The 15,900-nt window shown below is 60.4% G+C and carries 15 protein-coding genes and 1 pseudogene; 5 read left to right on the top strand and 11 right to left on the bottom strand.

The window, feature by feature from the left end; translation table 11 throughout:
• Nucleotides 1–156: 156 nt before the first annotated feature.
• The 6 genes from AC6RA8_RS12395 to AC6RA8_RS12420 form a co-directional block, all read right to left on the bottom strand.
• A complete protein-coding gene (locus AC6RA8_RS12395; RefSeq protein WP_500353058.1) occupies nt 157–1,371 on the bottom strand; it encodes an MFS transporter in 1,215 nt (404 codons plus the stop codon).
• Nucleotides 1,372–1,528: 157 nt separating this feature from the next.
• Nucleotides 1,529–2,404 (bottom strand): cupin domain-containing protein, encoded by an 876-nt coding sequence (locus tag AC6RA8_RS12400; RefSeq protein ID WP_500353059.1) that lies wholly within the window; start codon nt 2,402–2,404, stop codon nt 1,529–1,531.
• A 4-nt stretch (nt 2,405–2,408) separates the two neighbouring features.
• Nucleotides 2,409–3,503 carry a patatin-like phospholipase family protein gene (locus tag AC6RA8_RS12405; protein ID WP_500353060.1) on the bottom strand — a complete coding sequence of 365 codons (1,095 nt, stop codon included), beginning with the start codon at nt 3,501–3,503 and terminating at the stop codon, nt 2,409–2,411.
• A gap of 12 nt (nt 3,504–3,515) precedes the next feature.
• Nucleotides 3,516–4,292 carry a 3-hydroxybutyrate dehydrogenase gene (locus AC6RA8_RS12410; RefSeq protein ID WP_500353061.1) on the bottom strand — a complete coding sequence of 259 codons (777 nt, stop codon included), beginning with the start codon at nt 4,290–4,292 and terminating at the stop codon, nt 3,516–3,518.
• Between the two features lie 190 nt (nt 4,293–4,482).
• Nucleotides 4,483–5,277 (bottom strand): N-acyl homoserine lactonase family protein, encoded by a 795-nt coding sequence (locus tag AC6RA8_RS12415; protein WP_500353062.1) that lies wholly within the window; start codon nt 5,275–5,277, stop codon nt 4,483–4,485.
• Nucleotides 5,274–5,567 carry a putative quinol monooxygenase gene (locus tag AC6RA8_RS12420; RefSeq protein ID WP_500353063.1) on the bottom strand — a complete coding sequence of 98 codons (294 nt, stop codon included), beginning with the start codon at nt 5,565–5,567 and terminating at the stop codon, nt 5,274–5,276. Before AC6RA8_RS12420 ends, AC6RA8_RS12415 begins: the two co-directional genes overlap by 4 nt.
• 132 nt (nt 5,568–5,699) lie before the next feature.
• Here AC6RA8_RS12420 and AC6RA8_RS12425 point away from each other — a divergent pair, with 132 nt between their 5' ends.
• The 3 genes from AC6RA8_RS12425 to AC6RA8_RS12435 are packed head-to-tail and all read left to right on the top strand — an operon-like array spanning nt 5,700 to nt 8,451.
• Nucleotides 5,700–6,776, top strand: coding sequence for an isocitrate/isopropylmalate dehydrogenase family protein (locus AC6RA8_RS12425; RefSeq protein WP_500353064.1), 1,077 nt, complete (start codon nt 5,700–5,702; stop codon nt 6,774–6,776).
• The gene (locus AC6RA8_RS12430; protein ID WP_500353065.1) at nt 6,773–7,789 is read left to right on the top strand and encodes a Gfo/Idh/MocA family protein; all 1,017 of its coding nucleotides are present in this window, start codon (nt 6,773–6,775) and stop codon (nt 7,787–7,789) included. Before AC6RA8_RS12425 ends, AC6RA8_RS12430 begins: the two co-directional genes overlap by 4 nt.
• An 8-nt stretch (nt 7,790–7,797) precedes the next feature.
• A complete protein-coding gene (locus AC6RA8_RS12435; protein ID WP_500353066.1) occupies nt 7,798–8,451 on the top strand; it encodes a GntR family transcriptional regulator in 654 nt (217 codons plus the stop codon).
• 1 nt (nt 8,452) lies between these two features.
• On the opposite strand, the gene AC6RA8_RS12440 is transcribed toward AC6RA8_RS12435, so the two are convergent.
• From AC6RA8_RS12440 to AC6RA8_RS12455, 4 genes are all read right to left on the bottom strand, one after another.
• On the bottom strand, nt 8,453–9,232 hold the full coding sequence (locus tag AC6RA8_RS12440; protein WP_500353067.1) for an IclR family transcriptional regulator: 780 nt from the start codon (nt 9,230–9,232) through the stop codon (nt 8,453–8,455).
• Between the two features lie 12 nt (nt 9,233–9,244).
• Nucleotides 9,245–10,603, bottom strand: a complete 1,359-nt coding sequence (locus AC6RA8_RS12445; RefSeq protein WP_500353068.1) for a TRAP transporter large permease — start codon at nt 10,601–10,603, stop codon at nt 9,245–9,247.
• Nucleotides 10,600–11,271, bottom strand: a complete 672-nt coding sequence (locus AC6RA8_RS12450; protein WP_500353069.1) for a TRAP transporter small permease — start codon at nt 11,269–11,271, stop codon at nt 10,600–10,602. Before AC6RA8_RS12450 ends, AC6RA8_RS12445 begins: the two co-directional genes overlap by 4 nt.
• Before the next feature lie 146 nt (nt 11,272–11,417).
• Entirely contained in the window at nt 11,418–12,650 is a 1,233-nt protein-coding gene (locus AC6RA8_RS12455; RefSeq protein ID WP_500353070.1) for a TRAP transporter substrate-binding protein, read from the bottom strand.
• Nucleotides 12,651–12,759: 109 nt separating this feature from the next.
• On the opposite strand from AC6RA8_RS12455, the gene AC6RA8_RS12460 reads away from it, so the two are divergent.
• Complete coding sequence (locus AC6RA8_RS12460; RefSeq protein WP_500353071.1) at nt 12,760–14,355, top strand: GMC family oxidoreductase; 1,596 nt, start codon at nt 12,760–12,762, stop codon at nt 14,353–14,355.
• On the opposite strand, the gene AC6RA8_RS12465 is transcribed toward AC6RA8_RS12460, so the two are convergent.
• Nucleotides 14,352–15,365: a LacI family transcriptional regulator gene (locus tag AC6RA8_RS12465; RefSeq protein ID WP_500353072.1), complete on the bottom strand. Its 1,014-nt coding sequence runs from the start codon at nt 15,363–15,365 to the stop codon at nt 14,352–14,354. The two genes, AC6RA8_RS12460 and AC6RA8_RS12465, sit on opposite strands and share 4 nt — an antisense overlap.
• A gap of 56 nt (nt 15,366–15,421) precedes the next feature.
• On the opposite strand from AC6RA8_RS12465, the pseudogene AC6RA8_RS12470 reads away from it, so the two are divergent.
• Nucleotides 15,422–15,900, top strand: a pseudogene (locus tag AC6RA8_RS12470) (hypothetical protein); the annotation flags it as partial.

Below are 15,900 nucleotides of genomic sequence, written 5' to 3' on the forward strand. Positions count from 1 at the left end.
CTCGAAGGCCTCTCAACCGAAGGCCTCGAAAACGCCTGACACCTTCTTCTGGCCCAAAAGCTCGAGGGGGCCGACAGCCCCCTCGTCAGCAAAAAATGGATCGCGTGCGCGCCAGCGCGCATTGACTTCATGTGCTCGGTTCGGCGAGCGACTGGATCACCGCCCCATCCTGAGCGACAAGGCCCAGGCTAATGCGGTCAGCGCAAGCAGCACCACAACGGCAACAGTCCAGCCCAGTGCGGCAAACACCTGCCCGATGACAAAGGCCCCGGCAATCCCGCCCAGATAATAGCTGGCCAGGTACAACCCGTTGGCCGCCGCCTGGTCGTGTGTGGCCGTGCGCCCCACATACCCCGTGGCAACAGACTGGGCAAAAAACAAGCCCGCCCCAACCAGCGCCAGCCCCAACAGGAACACTGCCAACACAGGCATCAGCAACAACACCAAGCCCACCAATGACACGGCAATCGCACCATGAAAGCTCGCCCGCGCGCCGTACCGCGCAACGGATGCGGCCGCCAGGGGCGTCGTCAGGATCGCCGGGGCAAAAACGAAATACACCACCCCGATCATCGTCTGCGGCAAATCAAATGGCGCCTGGGCGAGAATGAAATTGGCATAGGTGAAGGTCGCCACAAACACGAACAACAGGATGAACCCGATGCCCACCATCGCAACCAGCTTCGCGTTTTTCAGATGATCCAACCACGCCTCGATGACCGATGAACCGTCGCCCGTATCATGGCCACGGCTGTCCCGCGCCCCGATATAGAAATAGGCGATCACCGCCCCGATCAGGTTCAGCGCCGCAAAGCCATAGAAGCTTTCAGCAAGGCCAAAGTTCCCGGCAATCTCGGACGCCAGCAACCGCCCCAACAGGTTCGACGCGACATTCCCCGTGATATAGGCCGCCATCGCCCCACCAATGGCAGTCAGCGAACATTCCTCGCTCAGATAGGTCAACGTCAGCGTAAAGGCGGCGGACATGAAAACACCTTGCGCCACCCGCAGCAAGGTAAAGGTGGTCAGATCATCGGTTGAGGCCAGCAGCATGGTCGGAATGCTCAGCAGCGCCAGACAGATCCAGATCCCCCGCTTACGATCGATCCGCCGGGCAAAGATGGCCACCAGAAGCGACGCAAATGCCATCCCGATGGTCGAGGCATTGACGGCAAAGCCCATCGCAGCAGGCGACACGCCATAGGTCTCGACCAACGTGGGCAGCAAAGCCTGCGAGCCAAACAGGTCGATCAGCGTCAGAAAGGCGATCAGCGCGATCATGGTTGAGCGGCGGATCACCATACGGCGATCCTCCGGCGTCTTTTTGGCCAGCTGTTCAGCCATCCCGGTCATCTGGGCTGTCACAGCCATGACATATGTCTCCTCTGGCACATGTCCGGGCGCGACAACGCCCCGAAAACAAAGGTTAAAAAGTGGTTAGCACGAAATGCAAGCCATTGATAAGCAATCATTTTATGTGTTTGTCCCCGCGGGGACAAACCACCAGACCGCGCCCCAGCTCCCATATTTACTGCCCCGCGTGATGCGCCTGCACGCCGACCTGCGGCACACCTTCGGTCTCCGCGATGGGTTCCACCACACCAAAGAACAGCACCGCCGGGGTATCGCCCATGTTCTGCCAATAGGCTTGCGCGCCACCACCCAGATGTGTGCCCTCTTCAGCCGCCAAAGTCACCGGCGTGTCGCTGTCGGACCGGTGCTCAATCACCGCCCCGTCCCACACCCAGACCTGCAAAGGCTCACCTGCAGCCACAAAGCTGGGCAGGACTCCACCCGGCTCGATCACGGCGCGGTAGGCGGACAGGGCCAGACCATCCCCTTTTTCACCATCGTAGTGCCCTTCGATATCAACCAGACCCAGCAACTCCAACACGGCCCCAAATTGATCCGGCAGGTCAAAGTCCTGTTGCGCGGGTGTGTCCGCAACCACCGCCTCACCCGGCGCATTGAACACATCAAAGGCGATCAGGCGCACATCCTCGGGCCCTTCGTTCAGCCACCAGTGGGTGACATCCCCCTCTTCCAGGCTCAGGCCTCCGGCGCTGTGCTTGATCCGCTCGGCGGCATCGCTGCGATATTCGAAAATCTCGCCGGTCAGGGTGAACACAATGGCCGGGCGGTCGGCATGGCTGTGGATCGGCACGATGCCCGTGTCGCCCGAGATATTCCAGGACCGCGTGCGCAGGTTGTACCCGGCAATCTGACCCAGGCCCTCCTCGGCCAGCGGCGCGTTCGCAATGGGTTCGTTCGAGATATTGTTGGGTCCGGACGGCCCCTCCAACCCATTCAGGACGCGGGTCTTCACGCTGTCCAGGTCAAGGGCAAAGGCGGTCGTGCCGAGCGCCGCAATAGCGAGCCCGAGTGTAGCCGTTCGAAATGTCATGGGTTCATCCTTTTCTGGAGTTCAACTCGACCATGTTGCCCCCGTGGGGCGCACCAAAGTCATCAAACATCGCACGCAGATCCAGCGTGCTTTCCTTCTCGATCTTGTCGAAGTTCCCGGTCAGCCACCGGTCCGCATGTTCGCGTCCCAGGTCCCGCAAATGGATCAGGAACGCCCATTCGGAGTTCAGCTTGGATGATGCATCAAGTGCCAGCATGTCGTCGCAACCGTCAATCATATGCATGTTCATCACGCGGTATTCGTTGTCGGACAGAGCGCCATCGTCGATCAACCGATGCACCAGATCGATAGTGCGCAAGTCCCGCAAAAGCGAGGCGTTGAACGTGATTTCGTTCATCCGGTTCTGGATGTCCCGCGCGCGGCGCGGGGTGCCGGGACGTTTCAGCGGGTTGATCTGCACGATCACGATGTCCGAAGACGGCGAGTGATCGATGAACGGAAACAGCACCGGGTTGCCCATGTATCCGCCGTCCCAATAGGGCACGCCATCAATCTCGACAGCCTTGAACATATTGGGCAGGCAGGCCGAGGCCATCACCACGTCCAGCGTCACCTCGTGCCGATGAAAAACGCGCGCCCGTCCGGTTTCGACATTGGTGGCCGAAATATACAACCCCATGTCGTCGCACTTGGCGACCTTGTCGAAGTCGATGAAATCCTCAACCACGTCTCGCAACGGATTCAGGCCCAGGGGGTTCAGGTCGTAGGGCGAAGCCATCCGGCTCATCATGTCCATCATCAGGTAACCGGGCGAGGCATCGAGCGACCACGAGCCCAGCATCATGTCGAGCGGCGTGCGCTTGATCGGGCTGCCCTGACCCGCGCGGCTGACCGCACGCCAGAAATCCTCGAGCGCCTTCCGAGCGCCTGCCGCACCGTCATCGTACATGCCCTGCGTTGCGACGACCGCGTTCATGGCCCCGGCAGAGGTGCCACTGACCGCCTCAATCCACAGACGGTCCTCTTCGAACATCCGGTCAAGGACGCCCCATGTGAAGGCGCCATGCGATCCCCCGCCCTGCAGGGCAAGGTTGATGGATTTCTCGTGCCGTTTGGCGCGGCCATTGGTGGCTGACATGTCCCCGCCCTCCTACTGTGCGACCCAGCCACCATCAACCGGCATCGCGATGCCGGTGACAGAAGCTGCGGCCTCGGAGGCGAGGAAGGTGCAGACGGCACCCAGCTGTTCGACGGTGACGAATTCCTTGGTCGGTTGGGCCGCCAGCAACACGTCACGCTTCACCTCGTCCTCGGTGATCCCGCGCGCCTTGGCGGTGTCGGGAATTTGCCCCTCGACCAGCGGGGTCAGCACGTAGCCCGGGCAGACTGCGTTGACGGTGACACCGTGTTGCGCGGCCTCAAGCGCCACGGTCTTGGTCAGGCCGACAATCCCATGTTTGGCCGTGACATAGGCCGACTTGTAGGGCGACGCGACAAGCCCGTGAGCCGACGCCACGTTGATGATCCGCCCAAAACCCCGCGTCTTCATCCCCGGCAGCGCGGCGCGAATGGTGTGGAAGGCCGAGGACATGTTGATCGCAATGATCGCATCCCATTTTTCCAGCGGGAACTCCTCGACCGGGGCCACGTGCTGGATACCCGCGTTGTTCACCAGAATATCAACGGCGCCGAACTGCGCTTCGGTCGTTCCGACCAGATCGGCAATCTGGGCCGGTTTGGTCATGTCCGCACCGTGATAGGCCACTGTCCCCGCCGATTTCGCATCAAGGTCGGCACGCGTGGCTTCAATCTCTTCCGGGTCACCAAACCCGTTGAGCATGATGTTGAAGCCCTGCGCGGCAAAGGCTTCGGCAATACCAAGCCCGATGCCGCTGGTTGATCCGGTGATGATGGCAGTGCGCGTCATGGTCGGCCCCTTTGAACGATGCTGCAGCGCGGAAATCCGCGCCTATCAAAGAGGTAGGGTCGCTTTGCACCTGCAGCAACAATTCAGCGACCATCTCTCTGCCACGTGAGAAATGCTGCCGAGTGTTACTGCATGAACCCGCCATTTTCGGCGTTTTGCCTCAAAATCGGGCGTTTGGAGTGGTGCTTTGTTACAGTGTCGGATCTTGCGTGGGGCCAACATCAAGCCGCGTGATATGGTCAGCCAGCGCCATTGGGAAATACTGGCGCACCAACGGGTCATGCCCCGGCACGACAAGCTTCCGCGCGCTGGCAAGTCGCTGGATCGTGTCAAATCCGTCAAGCATGTCCTGCATATCCACGACAATGGGAAAGGGCGTTCCGGTCAGGAAGTTGCCGTAGAAATGCGCAGCATCCGATGCCAGCACAAGCCAACCCGCCTGGGTGCGCACTCGCACCGCCTGCATCCCCTTTGTGTGACCGCCAATGCGGTGCACAGTGATGCCCTCGGCAATCTCGCTGTCGCCATCGTGGAACGCCACCTTGCCGGAGTAGAGCCGCTGCACCGCTTCGACCACGTGGCCCACCGTGAAGGGATCACGCAGTACGTCGTGGCACATGCACGGACCCGTGGCATAGGCCATCTCGGCCACTTGCAGGTGCAGTTGAGCGTTTGGGAACAGGTGCAGACCGCCTGCGTGATCGAAATGCAGATGGGTGACGATGATCTCGGTCACGTCCTCGGGTTGCAGGCCAAAGGGTTTCAGTGCCTCGCCCGGATCAAGGCGGATCGGGCGCCCCCGCGCCTGCCCTTCGGCGGCGTCAAAGCCCGTGTCCACAAGGATCACACGCCCTTCACCCCGGATCAGCCACATGTAGAAATCGATGGGATCGGGCGCGTCGTGATTGTCCTCGAACATGTAGTTGTTGCCGCGCACACGCTCGGTCTGTTCGGCGTATTTGATGGCGTAGACCTCGTATGTCATCGATCGACCCGTTCAAACGTGCGCAGGGTCTTGCTCGCAACCATGTCCGCGATCTTGGGGCCCGTTTCGAGGTAGTGCGGCATCTGTTGATGCGCCTCGAAGGCCGCAAGGTCGTCATAAAGCTCGTACAGGAACACGGTGTCGGGCTGGCTGGGGTCAGTGCAGACGTCGAACTGCCGGCATCCCGGTTCATCCCGCACCGAACACTGTGCGTTGTTGATGATGTGCGGCATGAACGCGTCTTGCGTGCCCGGTTTCAGGTCAAAGATGACGGTGACGGCGTATGGCATGGGGTGCCCCTTTTCTTGTCCGGACACAGTGGATGCGACCGGGTATTTGATAATTCATGCGTTAATGTATACACAAGCGCATACGAGAAGCGAGTCGCTTTTCACCAGCTTATGCCGAAAGGGGCCCGCATCATGCACAGAAGTTTCGATATCGCCGTGTTTCAGGGGGATGGCATTGGCCCCGAGATCATGGCTCCGACGGTCGAACTGTTAAGTGATCTCGCGGCGAGCAGCGGCTATGGTCTGAACTGGATCGACCTGCCTGCGGGGGCCGCGCACTACGCCGAAACGGGCGAGAGCTTTCCTGCGGCCTCGATGGACGCCGCCCGTGCCGCCGACGCGATCCTGTTGTCGGCGATGGGGCTGCCCAGCATCCGGTATCCTGACGGGACCGAGATTGCCCCGCAGATTGATCTGCGCAAGGCGTTGACCCTGTTTGCGGGCGTGCGCCCTGTCACCATTCGCCCCGGCCAACCAACCCCCTTGGCAACAGACAGGCCCGTGGATTTCGTGTTGATCCGTGAAAGCACCGAGGGGTTGTTTTACACCCAGGGTCGCGGTGAGGTTGAAGCCGATGAGGCGCGCGAAACGCTGCGCATCACCCGCGAGATTTCCGAGCCCTTGTTCCGCTTTGCCTTTGATATGGCCCAGGCCCGCAAGGCATCGGGACAAGGACCGGGCAAGGTGACCTGCGTGGACAAGGCCAACGTCTTCCGCGCCTTTGCCTTCTTCCGCGAGATGTTCGATGCCGAGGCGGCAAAGCACCCCGACATTGAAGCCGATCACGCCTATGTCGATGCGACCGCCTTGTGGATGGTCGAGCGTCCGTGGTCCTTTGACGTGATGGTGACCGAAAACATGTTTGGCGACATTCTTTCGGATTTGGGCGCGGGGTTGATGGGGGGCCTTGGCCTGGCCCCGTCGGCCGACATCGGGGCCGATCACGCGGTGTTCCAGCCCTGCCATGGGTCGGCCCCCGACATTGCGGGCCAGGGTGTTGCCAACCCGATGGCCATGATCCTGTCGGGCGCAATGATGCTGGAATGGCTCGCCAGTCGGCATGATATGCCGGCGATGGCAGCAGATGCCAAGAATCTGCGCGATGCGGTGGACGCGGTGGTGTCCGAGGGCCGCGTGCTGACCCGTGATCTGGGCGGAAGTGCCGGGACAGCGGAGGTCGCCGCCGCAGTAAAAGGAGCTTTGGCATGATCCGCGTGGCCTGCGTCGGCGCGGGCTATTTCAGCCAGTTTCACTATGGCAGTTGGACCCGCATGGATGGTGTCGAACTGGTCGGGGCCTGTGATCTGGACATGGCAAAGGCGCAGGCCACGGGCGCCCCCGCCTATGATGATCTGGGCGTGATGCTGACCGAGGCCGCACCCGATCTGCTGGACATCATCCTGCCCCCACCGGCCCATGCCGCCACCATCCGCGCGGCCCTGACGGCAGGGATCAAGTGGATCATTTGCCAAAAACCGTTCTGCATGGACATGGACGAGGCACGGTCCATCGTGGCCGAGGCCGAAGCGGCCGGCGCGCGCTTGGTTGTGCACGAGAATTTCCGGTTTCAGCCATGGTATCGGGCGATCAGAACGGAACTGGCAGCCGGGTCGATTGGTGAGGTGTTGAACGCCACCTTTCGTCTGCGCCCCGGTGATGGACAAGGACCCGAAGCCTATCTGGATCGCCAGCCATATTTCCAGCAGATGCCGCGCTTTCTAATCCATGAAACAGCAGTGCACTGGGTGGACACCTTTGCTTATCTCTTTGGCCCCGCCAGCGCAGTCTATGCCGATCTGCGCCGGATCAATCCGGTGATTGCGGGTGAGGACGCAGGCCACGTGATCTTTGACCACGGACCGGTGCGGGCGCTCTTTGATGGCAATCGGCACCTGGACCACGTGGCGGACAACCTGCGCCGCACCATGGGCGAAGCGTTGATTGAGGGCACGAAGGGCATACTTGCATTGCACGGTGATGGGTCCGTCACGCGCCGGTCCTTCGGTTTGTCGGAGGTCGAAACGATCCTTGGCCCTGATACATGGGACGGGTTTGGCGGTGATTGCGTGCACGCGCTGCAATCCCATGTGGTCCGCGCCATGACAGAAGGCACACCGCTTGAGAACGCGGCGCGCGACTACCTGCGTGTCATTGCCGTGAAGGACGCGATCTATGCGTCGGCGGGTTCAGGCTGCAAGGTCACTTTGGACGAGGTGGAGTAATGGGAGCCATGAGCAATGTGGAACGGGCCGTGTCGGCCTTGCGCCAGATGATCTTTGCCGGGGAATTGCCGCCGGGCTCTGACCATCTTGAGACCGAACTAGCCGAAAAGCTGGGCATGTCCCGCACGCCCGTCCGCGAGGCGGCGTTGATGTTGCAGGCGCAGGGGTTGGTCGAGATGCGCCCGCGCCGGGGCATTCGCATCAGCCCGGTGTCGGCCACCGACATGGCGGAAATCTATGACATTCTGACCGAGTTGGAGAGCCTTGCCGCCGCCCGCGCCGCAGAGGCGCAGTATTCCAAGTCGGACCTTGCCACGCTTGCCACCGCCATCCGCGATATGGATGCTGCTCTGGCCGCAGATGACCTGCGGGCCTGGGCCGAAGCGGATGACCGGTTTCACCGTGAGCTTGTCCGATTGGGCCGTAATGCACGGCTGAGCATGGTTGTGTCCGTCATGCGCGATCAGGTTCGCCGGGCCCGTGCCACCACCCTGTTCATGCGCCCCAAACCCAAACAGTCGAACGAGGATCACCGGGTCGTCTACCAAGCGATCGCGCGGGGAGATGCGAAGACGGCGCATGACACGCACCACGCCCACCGGCAAGCGGCGCGCGACATGCTGGTGGCGCTTCTCGAGAAGCACCAGTTTCACGGTCTGTAAGTTACGACGTGTGCAGCCGGGTCAGCTCTTCCGCGCCACGACGCAGCGCTGGCAGGAAGTCGATCAGGTCGCACAGGCTGCGGCGTTGAATCGGTGCGTGTGCGGAGAGAGTCGCCAGGAGCTTCCCCTGCCCGTCCCAGATCGGGACTGCGACGGCCGCCATGCCAGACATGAACTCCTCATTATCCGTGGAATAGCCGCGCATACGCGTGGTTTCCAACTCGGCCTTGATGCTGTCGATGTCGACGAGCGTGCCTTCGGTATGCGCCTCAAGCGGGCGGGCGGTCAGAACCGTCCGCAGGATATGAGGACGCAGGGTCGACAGGTACATCTTGCCCGACGCCGTGCAATGGAACGGCACCTGCGTGCCGATGGGCAGCTGAATGCGCAATGGCCACTCGGTTTCGACCCGGTCGAGATAGGTCATCCCCTCACGATCCGCTGTGGCGAGGTTGCAGGTCTCTCCTACCTCCTCGGCCACGCTGCGCAAGATGGTCAGGCGCGCGGTGCGCAGATGCTCGGATGACATGGTGCTGACGGCCAAGGCCCGCAAACGCGGGCCTGGTCCATAGCTGCGCCCATCAAGGTCGCGTTGCAGGAACCCCTCAGCCTCGGCCGTCTGAAGCAGCCGGTGGACGGTGGGTTTCGGCAGGCCCAATGCGTCGATCAGGTCTGTCGGTTTGACGGCCACCCCGCGCTTGGCGACCTCCTCCATCACCATCAGCAGGCGCAGATTGGTGGGGATTTGGGTGTCCTTGCGGGGGCGGTGATCGTCAGGCATGGCGCGTGCGGCTTATCTTTCCGGCAGCAGGATCAGGGCGAGGTCAGGAACCAGCGACACCAGAATCCATACTGAAATCAGGGCAAACAGATAAGGCACGGTATAGCGCAACAGCTTGAAGTAGGGAACGCCTGTTACACCTGACGCAACGTAGAGGTTCAGACCATAAGGCGGCGTGATGAAGCCGATGGACGCCCCGACAAGGAAGATCACGGCGAAGTGGACCGGATCCACGCCGATATTGGCCGCGATAGGCGCCAAGATCGGAGCGAGGATGATCGTCACAGGCAGTGATTCCAGCACCATGCCAAAGATGAACACGATGGCCATTGCGGTGAAGAGAACCGGGTAGAACCCACCCATCGACGTCACGAAGTTGCCGATCACCTCTTGCGCCCCCAAGAGCGACAGGATCTGCTGCATCACCACCGAGATCGCGATCAGCGGCGCAAGGATGCCCGTGATTTGGGCCGAGCGCATGACAATGCCGGGGATCTGCGGGATGGTGAAACCTTCGACGACCAGCATGGAGACGGCCGACTTCTCTGACCAGTCCTTGGTCTGATCCATCTTGAGTGTCGTTGAAATCACCCAGCTGACCAAGCCAGCGATGATACCAAAGCCGACAGTCACACCCGCCGCTTCGGTGGGAGAAAACTTGCCTGTGTAAATACCCCAGAGCACCAAGCCGATGGCGAAGAAGCCAAGCCATGCGCCGAGGCCCGTCTTGAACACCCGGAACGGCGACAGGGCAATAAGGTAGCCCCAGCCGTTGCGCCAGCAGATGATGAAGCAGGCAAGCATCATGCCCAGAACCATGAGCGAACCGGGGATGATACCGGCGACGAACAGGTCCGAAATGGGCAGGTTCATCAGGAAGCCGTAAACGATGAAGATGATCGACGGCGGGATGATGATGCCGACGGTACCGCCCGCAGCCGCCGTGGCAGCAGAGAAGCGTTCGTCGTAGCCGCCTTTGACCATTTCTGGGTGCAGCATCGAACCGATCGTGGCTGTGGTAGCCGAATTCGAACCCGAGATGGCGGCGAAGAGGCCGCACGCGCCAAGCGACGCCATGGCAAGGCCGCCACGAATCCAGCCCAGGCAGGCATAGGCGAAGTCTGACAGACGCCGGGCGATACCAGAGCGGTTGATCAGGTCCCCGGTCAAAATGAACAGCGGCATCGCCAGAAGCGCAAAGCCGTCGGTGAATACGTCCTGCAGGGCTGCGCCCATGTTCAGGAGTTGCAGGTCCAGAACGTAGGACATGCCGATGACCCAATAGGCGATGACCAGGAAAACCGGCACACCCATCATGAAGAACAGCGTAACGCCGATGGAAATCAGCGTGATGAGGGTTGGATCGCTCATGCGTCACCTCCGATCACAGCGGCTTCGATCATCTCGTTACCGGTTTTGTACTTGTTGATGTCTTTCACCAGGTTTTCGAACACGCGGGCTGTCAGAAGGATAAAGGCGATGGGCACTGTACCCAGGAACCACCACTGCATCACGTTGTCAGTGCCAAGCATGATGGCGAAGTTGGCCGCAGCCCGAACGGTTTCCTGCGAGGTGGTCACCACCACGATCCAGGCAAAGCAGAACCACAAGATGGCATCAAGGACCAGCAGGGCGAATTGGACGGCGCGCGGCGCGCTGCGGCGGAATTCGGCAAACGCGAGGTGCGTGCGCAGCTTGACGTTATAGCTGCACCCGACCCACGTCATGATGAGGAACAGGAAGGGCGGCAGCGTCGTCGACCACGCGGGCTGGCCGCTGAGGTAGAAGCGCTGGATCACGCCGGCAAAGATGATGTAGCCGATGGCGAGATAGGCAATGACCATCACGGTAGGTTCGAGGTTACGCTCTATGAACGGCACTGCGCGATAGATCAGTGCGACCAGCACCCCACCCACCAACGTGACGATGAAACCAAGCGGCCATATTCCGGTATTGCCGCGAAGGGCGGTTTGCAACTCGAATGAATCGGCTGTCATTAGGGCGGAGATGATTTCTCCCATACCCGCAATCATGTCCATGCTGCACCTCCCTCGTGCCTGGCAAATCCGTTCCGGCATCTTGTCGCGTCAGGATACGGAAATCCATGCCGGTGTTACGCGGCATGGATAGATGCTTGGGCGGTTTACGCCCAAGCCATTGATTTGGTGAGAAATCCGTTCTCGGATTAACCGCGCCACCAGCGGCGAGGCTCGACGTTCTCGGCCAGGGTATGCGGGTTCTGACGAACACCGTCGTAGATTTCCTGGTACGTGTCGATGCCGTCGGCCCAGCCGTTGATCCGCTCGCGCCACTGCTCCCACAGCTGCGGTTGGAACTCGGGCGAGCACTGCTCTTCCGCTTTCTTGATCTCTGCGTCGGACAGTGCGGCGACGCGCACGTTGTTCTGGGCAAAGATGGTGTCCGGACCCTGGTGCGGGTGCGAGAAACCAACGGTGTTGACCAGCGCGGCTTCGTTTGCGGCTTGGACGTGTACCTGTGTCAGGTAGGACGATTCCATAACCGCATCCTGCAGCTCACCGCCAAGACCGTCGAAGGTTTGTGCGTTCATCGCGGTGTGTTCCGTGCCGCAGAAGAAGCGCAGGTCCACACACTGGCTGACAACGGGCGACATGTTGGCGTAGGCTACGGCCGATGCCCATGTTTCCGCACCATCGATCAGGCCCTGCTTCAGACCGTCGAGGGTTTCTTCCCATGCCACGGGCACAGGGTTCAGACCCAGAGCGTTCATGGCAATACGGCCAAGCTGTGTACCCGTGACGCGGTTCTTGGTGCCGCGCAGGATGTCGATATTGTCGACCGTTGGCTTGTCTTCCCATGCCAGACCCAGCTGGATGCCGCGCAGTTCTGCGTGGGTGAACAGGAACTTCAGGCCGTGACGCTTTTCGAACGGGTCACGCAGGATGCGCTGGCTGTCCGGGCTGTACATGAAGTAGTACTGGTCGGCCCGGCTGCGGAACATGTAAGCATAGTCGAGCACGTTCAAATAAGGTGCACCACCAGCGGAGTTCTGGGTCGAGGCGGCGTAGATGTCGACGATGCCCTGTTGCGCCTTCTCAACGCAGGACAGCTGACCACAAATCTGGTTGTTGCCGATGAATTCGATGCGAATCTCGCCATCGGTACGCTCTTCGAGGTCGCGCGCGAATTCGAGACAGCCGGCGCGCTCGATCAGCAGGTTTTGCTGGTTGAAGCCAGCAGCACCGAATTTCAGCACGTGCTTTGGTTCTTTCGAGAACCGTTTGTCGTAGGTTGATTCCGCGGCTGCCGCCAGATTGGCAAGGCTCATCGCACCACCAAAGCTACCCGCTGCAAGCAGCGTGGAGCTGAGGCCGTAACGACCAGCCACACGGAACAGATCGCGGCGCGAAATGCCCGCGAGGTTTTTCCCAAGTTTCATGCAATCCTCCCTGATACGCATTATTGAGACGTTTTATCTCAGAAAAGGCTAGCGCAGCTTGAACAATCTGCCTAGTCTTTTTTTGACTTTAAGTAAGGGAGGGGTCGTTTTGGAAGCCGATTATGTCATCGTGGGTGCCGGAAGTGCCGGCTGCGTGATCGCGAATCGTCTGAGCGCGGACCCGAACACCAAGGTTGTGCTGCTGGAAGCGGGCGGCCGGGACTGGAACCCGTGGATCCACATTCCGGTCGGGTATTTCAAAACCATTCACAATCCAAATGTCGACTGGTGCTACAAGACTGAGCCCGATCCGGGCCTGAACGGTCGCTCTATCGAATGGCCCCGCGGCAAAGTGCTGGGCGGGTCCTCATCCCTCAATGGTTTGCTCTATGTCCGGGGCCAACCTCAGGACTACGATCGCTGGGCGCAGATGGGCAATCGCGGCTGGGCCTGGGATGATGTCCTGCCCCTGTTCAAGCGGTCGGAAAAGAACGAACGCGGCGCCGACGAATTTCACGGAGACAAAGGCAACCTTTCGGTTTCCAACATGCGCATCCAGCGCCCGATCACCGATGCGTGGGTCGCGGCGGCTCAATCAGCAGGCTACAAATTCAATCCCGACTACAACGGCGCCGATCAGGAAGGTGTTGGATTCTTTCAATTAACTGCACGTAACGGACGGCGCTGTTCGTCTGCCGTGGCGTTCCTGAACCCCGCCCGCAGCCGCGAAAATCTGAACATCGTGACCCACGCTCAGGTCGAAAAAATCGAGCTGGACGGCACCAAGGTGACCGGTGTGTCTTACCGTGATCGCAGCGGGGCGTGGCAGACGGTCAAAGCCCGCAAAGAGGTCATCCTTTCGGGCGGCTCGATCAACTCTCCGCAGCTCTTGATGCTCTCCGGAATTGGCGAAGCGGCACAGCTACGAGAACACGGAATCGACGTGGTTGCCGACCTGCCCGGCGTGGGCAAAAACATGCAGGATCACCTGCAAGCGCGGCTGGTCTACAAGTGCAATGAACCTACCCTGAATGACGAGGTGTCGAGCCTGTTCGGACAGGCCAAGATCGGCCTCAAATACCTGATGTTCCGGGCCGGTCCCATGACCATGGCGGCGAGCCTTGCGACCGGGTTCATGAAGACACGGGACGACCTCGAGACCCCCGATATTCAGTTCCATGTCCAGCCCCTTTCTGCAGAAAATCCTGGCAAAGGCGCTGACCCATTCTCGGCATTTACGATGTCCGTTTGCCAGCTGCGGCCCGAATCGAAGGGGGAGATTCGGTTGGTCAGCAAGGACGGACGCACCTATCCCAAGATCATTCCAAACTACCTCAGCACGGAAACGGACTGCCGAACGGTGGTTGAAGGGGTCAATATTGCGCGGCGTATTGCCCGTCATGCCCCGCTGACGTCAAAGATTTCGGAGGAATATCGCCCACACGCGGATCTGCCTATGGACGACTATGACGCAACGCTGGATTGGGCACGCAGCAATACGGCGTCCATCTATCACCCAACCGGCACCTGCAAGATGGGTCAGGACAATACCGCGGTGGTTGACGAACAGCTGCGTGTGCGTGGGATTACGGGCCTGCGCGTGGCCGATTGTTCAATCATGCCAGAGATTGTCAGCGGCAACACCAACGCCCCGGCCATCATGATCGGCGAAAAGGCATCGGACCTGATCCGCGGCGCCGCCTAGCCGCTGCGCCACATCGGCTCTGGCTCGTGCAACGTCTGCAATTGATCGACCGGCACACCCGACACCCGGTCGATCAGCAAACGGGCCAATTCGCGACCCGTGGCCACCAGATCTTCACTCACAGTATCAATCTGCGGATACAGCGTTGGTAGAATGGGCGTCGTCTGGCGACAGATCAGGTCATAGTCGCGGCCCAGCACCTGTCCCTGATCGGCCATCCCGCCCATCAGGGCCAGGGTGGCCAGCTCATTGTTGCTGATGATCGCGTCGAACGGGTCGCTGCGCTGCGCCAGCGTCTGCCCGAACTCCCGTGCAGTATCCGTGGAAATCAGGATTCCGGTTTCGGTGGCAACCTCGCCGGTCAGGCCATGCCTGGCCAGCGCCCGATGAAACCCGCCGGTGATCTTCGCGAAATTGGTCGTCGCATCGTCTTCAGCCACCAGGACAAAGCGTTTGCGCCTCCGCGCGATTAAGCGTTCCACCGCCATCTCGACATAGCGTTCGGCGTGAAAATCGTGAAAGGCATGTGCCGCGTAGAATTCAGTGCGCCCGTGCGACACGAACGGAAAATCGGCATCAATCAGCATCTGGACCCGCGGATCGCGCGCGCTGGTATGGGTCAGGATGATGCCGTCAGACGTACGGTTCTGCAGAACATAGCGCACCGATTCCTCGGGCGTGGCCCCCTGAAGGTCGGGAATGACATTCAAGTGGTACTTGGTGCCCGACAAATGCGCCCCGATCCCTTCGATCATCTGGCGTGTGTAGTCGATCGTGTTCTTGGCGGGCGACAGAACCAGCGTCAGCACGTTGGTCTGACCCGTACGCAAGCGTACGCCCGCACGGTTGGGCACATAGCCAACCTCGGCAGCCGCAGCCGCGATCTTGTCCCGTGTTTCCTTTTTCAAACGGGACCCATCGCGCAACGACAATGACACGGTCGATAGGCTGAGGCCTGTGATCTCGGCAATTGTCTTGAGCGTTGGTGGTTTACGGGTCGGGTCGGCCATGGCCTGCCTTGCGGATTGGGTCGGTGAACACTGTGATTATCAGAACAGGAGGCGCCATGTCGATCAACACCGAATCGGGTTGCATCGTTGCAATTTTTACATCCCCTCGTTCGCCGCAGCGCGGCAAAATAATGATATTTATTGAATTTTTCAGAAAGCGGCGCAGCGAAAATAGTTGTTGCATCGTTGCAATTATCTGCGACCATTTATGGCAGGTTCCGTTCGGATGCTGCGCAGGCGACCGGATCAAAAGACGACAAATGGGAGGACACAACATGTACGCAACCAAAGGTCTGATGGCCCGACTGGCCACCGGCACCGCACTCAGCCTTGTGCTGGGCGCCAGTGCGGCAATGGCCGAAGACATCCGCTTCTGGACCACGGAAGAACAACCTGAACGTCTGGCCAAACAGCAGGAAATGGCCGCGCAGTTCGAAAAGGCGACGGGCAACAGCGTCGAAGTGATCCCGGTGTCGGAAACCGAGCTGGGCACACGCACCACGGCCGCCTTTGCCGCCGGTGACCTGCCGGACGT

Source organism: Tateyamaria sp. (assembly GCF_059783535.1).

Coding starts and splice junctions, on each gene's coding strand:
- AC6RA8_RS12395 (WP_500353058.1), bottom strand. CDS start 1,371: ATGGCTGTGACAGCCCAGATGACCGGGATGGCTGAACAGCTGGCCAAA.
- AC6RA8_RS12400 (WP_500353059.1), bottom strand. CDS start 2,404: ATGACATTTCGAACGGCTACACTCGGGCTCGCTATTGCGGCGCTCGGC.
- AC6RA8_RS12405 (WP_500353060.1), bottom strand. CDS start 3,503: ATGTCAGCCACCAATGGCCGCGCCAAACGGCACGAGAAATCCATCAAC.
- AC6RA8_RS12410 (WP_500353061.1), bottom strand. CDS start 4,292: ATGACGCGCACTGCCATCATCACCGGATCAACCAGCGGCATCGGGCTT.
- AC6RA8_RS12415 (WP_500353062.1), bottom strand. CDS start 5,277: ATGACATACGAGGTCTACGCCATCAAATACGCCGAACAGACCGAGCGT.
- AC6RA8_RS12420 (WP_500353063.1), bottom strand. CDS start 5,567: ATGCCATACGCCGTCACCGTCATCTTTGACCTGAAACCGGGCACGCAA.
- AC6RA8_RS12425 (WP_500353064.1), top strand. CDS start 5,700: ATGCACAGAAGTTTCGATATCGCCGTGTTTCAGGGGGATGGCATTGGC.
- AC6RA8_RS12430 (WP_500353065.1), top strand. CDS start 6,773: ATGATCCGCGTGGCCTGCGTCGGCGCGGGCTATTTCAGCCAGTTTCAC.
- AC6RA8_RS12435 (WP_500353066.1), top strand. CDS start 7,798: ATGAGCAATGTGGAACGGGCCGTGTCGGCCTTGCGCCAGATGATCTTT.
- AC6RA8_RS12440 (WP_500353067.1), bottom strand. CDS start 9,232: ATGCCTGACGATCACCGCCCCCGCAAGGACACCCAAATCCCCACCAAT.
- AC6RA8_RS12445 (WP_500353068.1), bottom strand. CDS start 10,603: ATGAGCGATCCAACCCTCATCACGCTGATTTCCATCGGCGTTACGCTG.
- AC6RA8_RS12450 (WP_500353069.1), bottom strand. CDS start 11,271: ATGGACATGATTGCGGGTATGGGAGAAATCATCTCCGCCCTAATGACA.
- AC6RA8_RS12455 (WP_500353070.1), bottom strand. CDS start 12,650: ATGAAACTTGGGAAAAACCTCGCGGGCATTTCGCGCCGCGATCTGTTC.
- AC6RA8_RS12465 (WP_500353072.1), bottom strand. CDS start 15,365: ATGGCCGACCCGACCCGTAAACCACCAACGCTCAAGACAATTGCCGAG.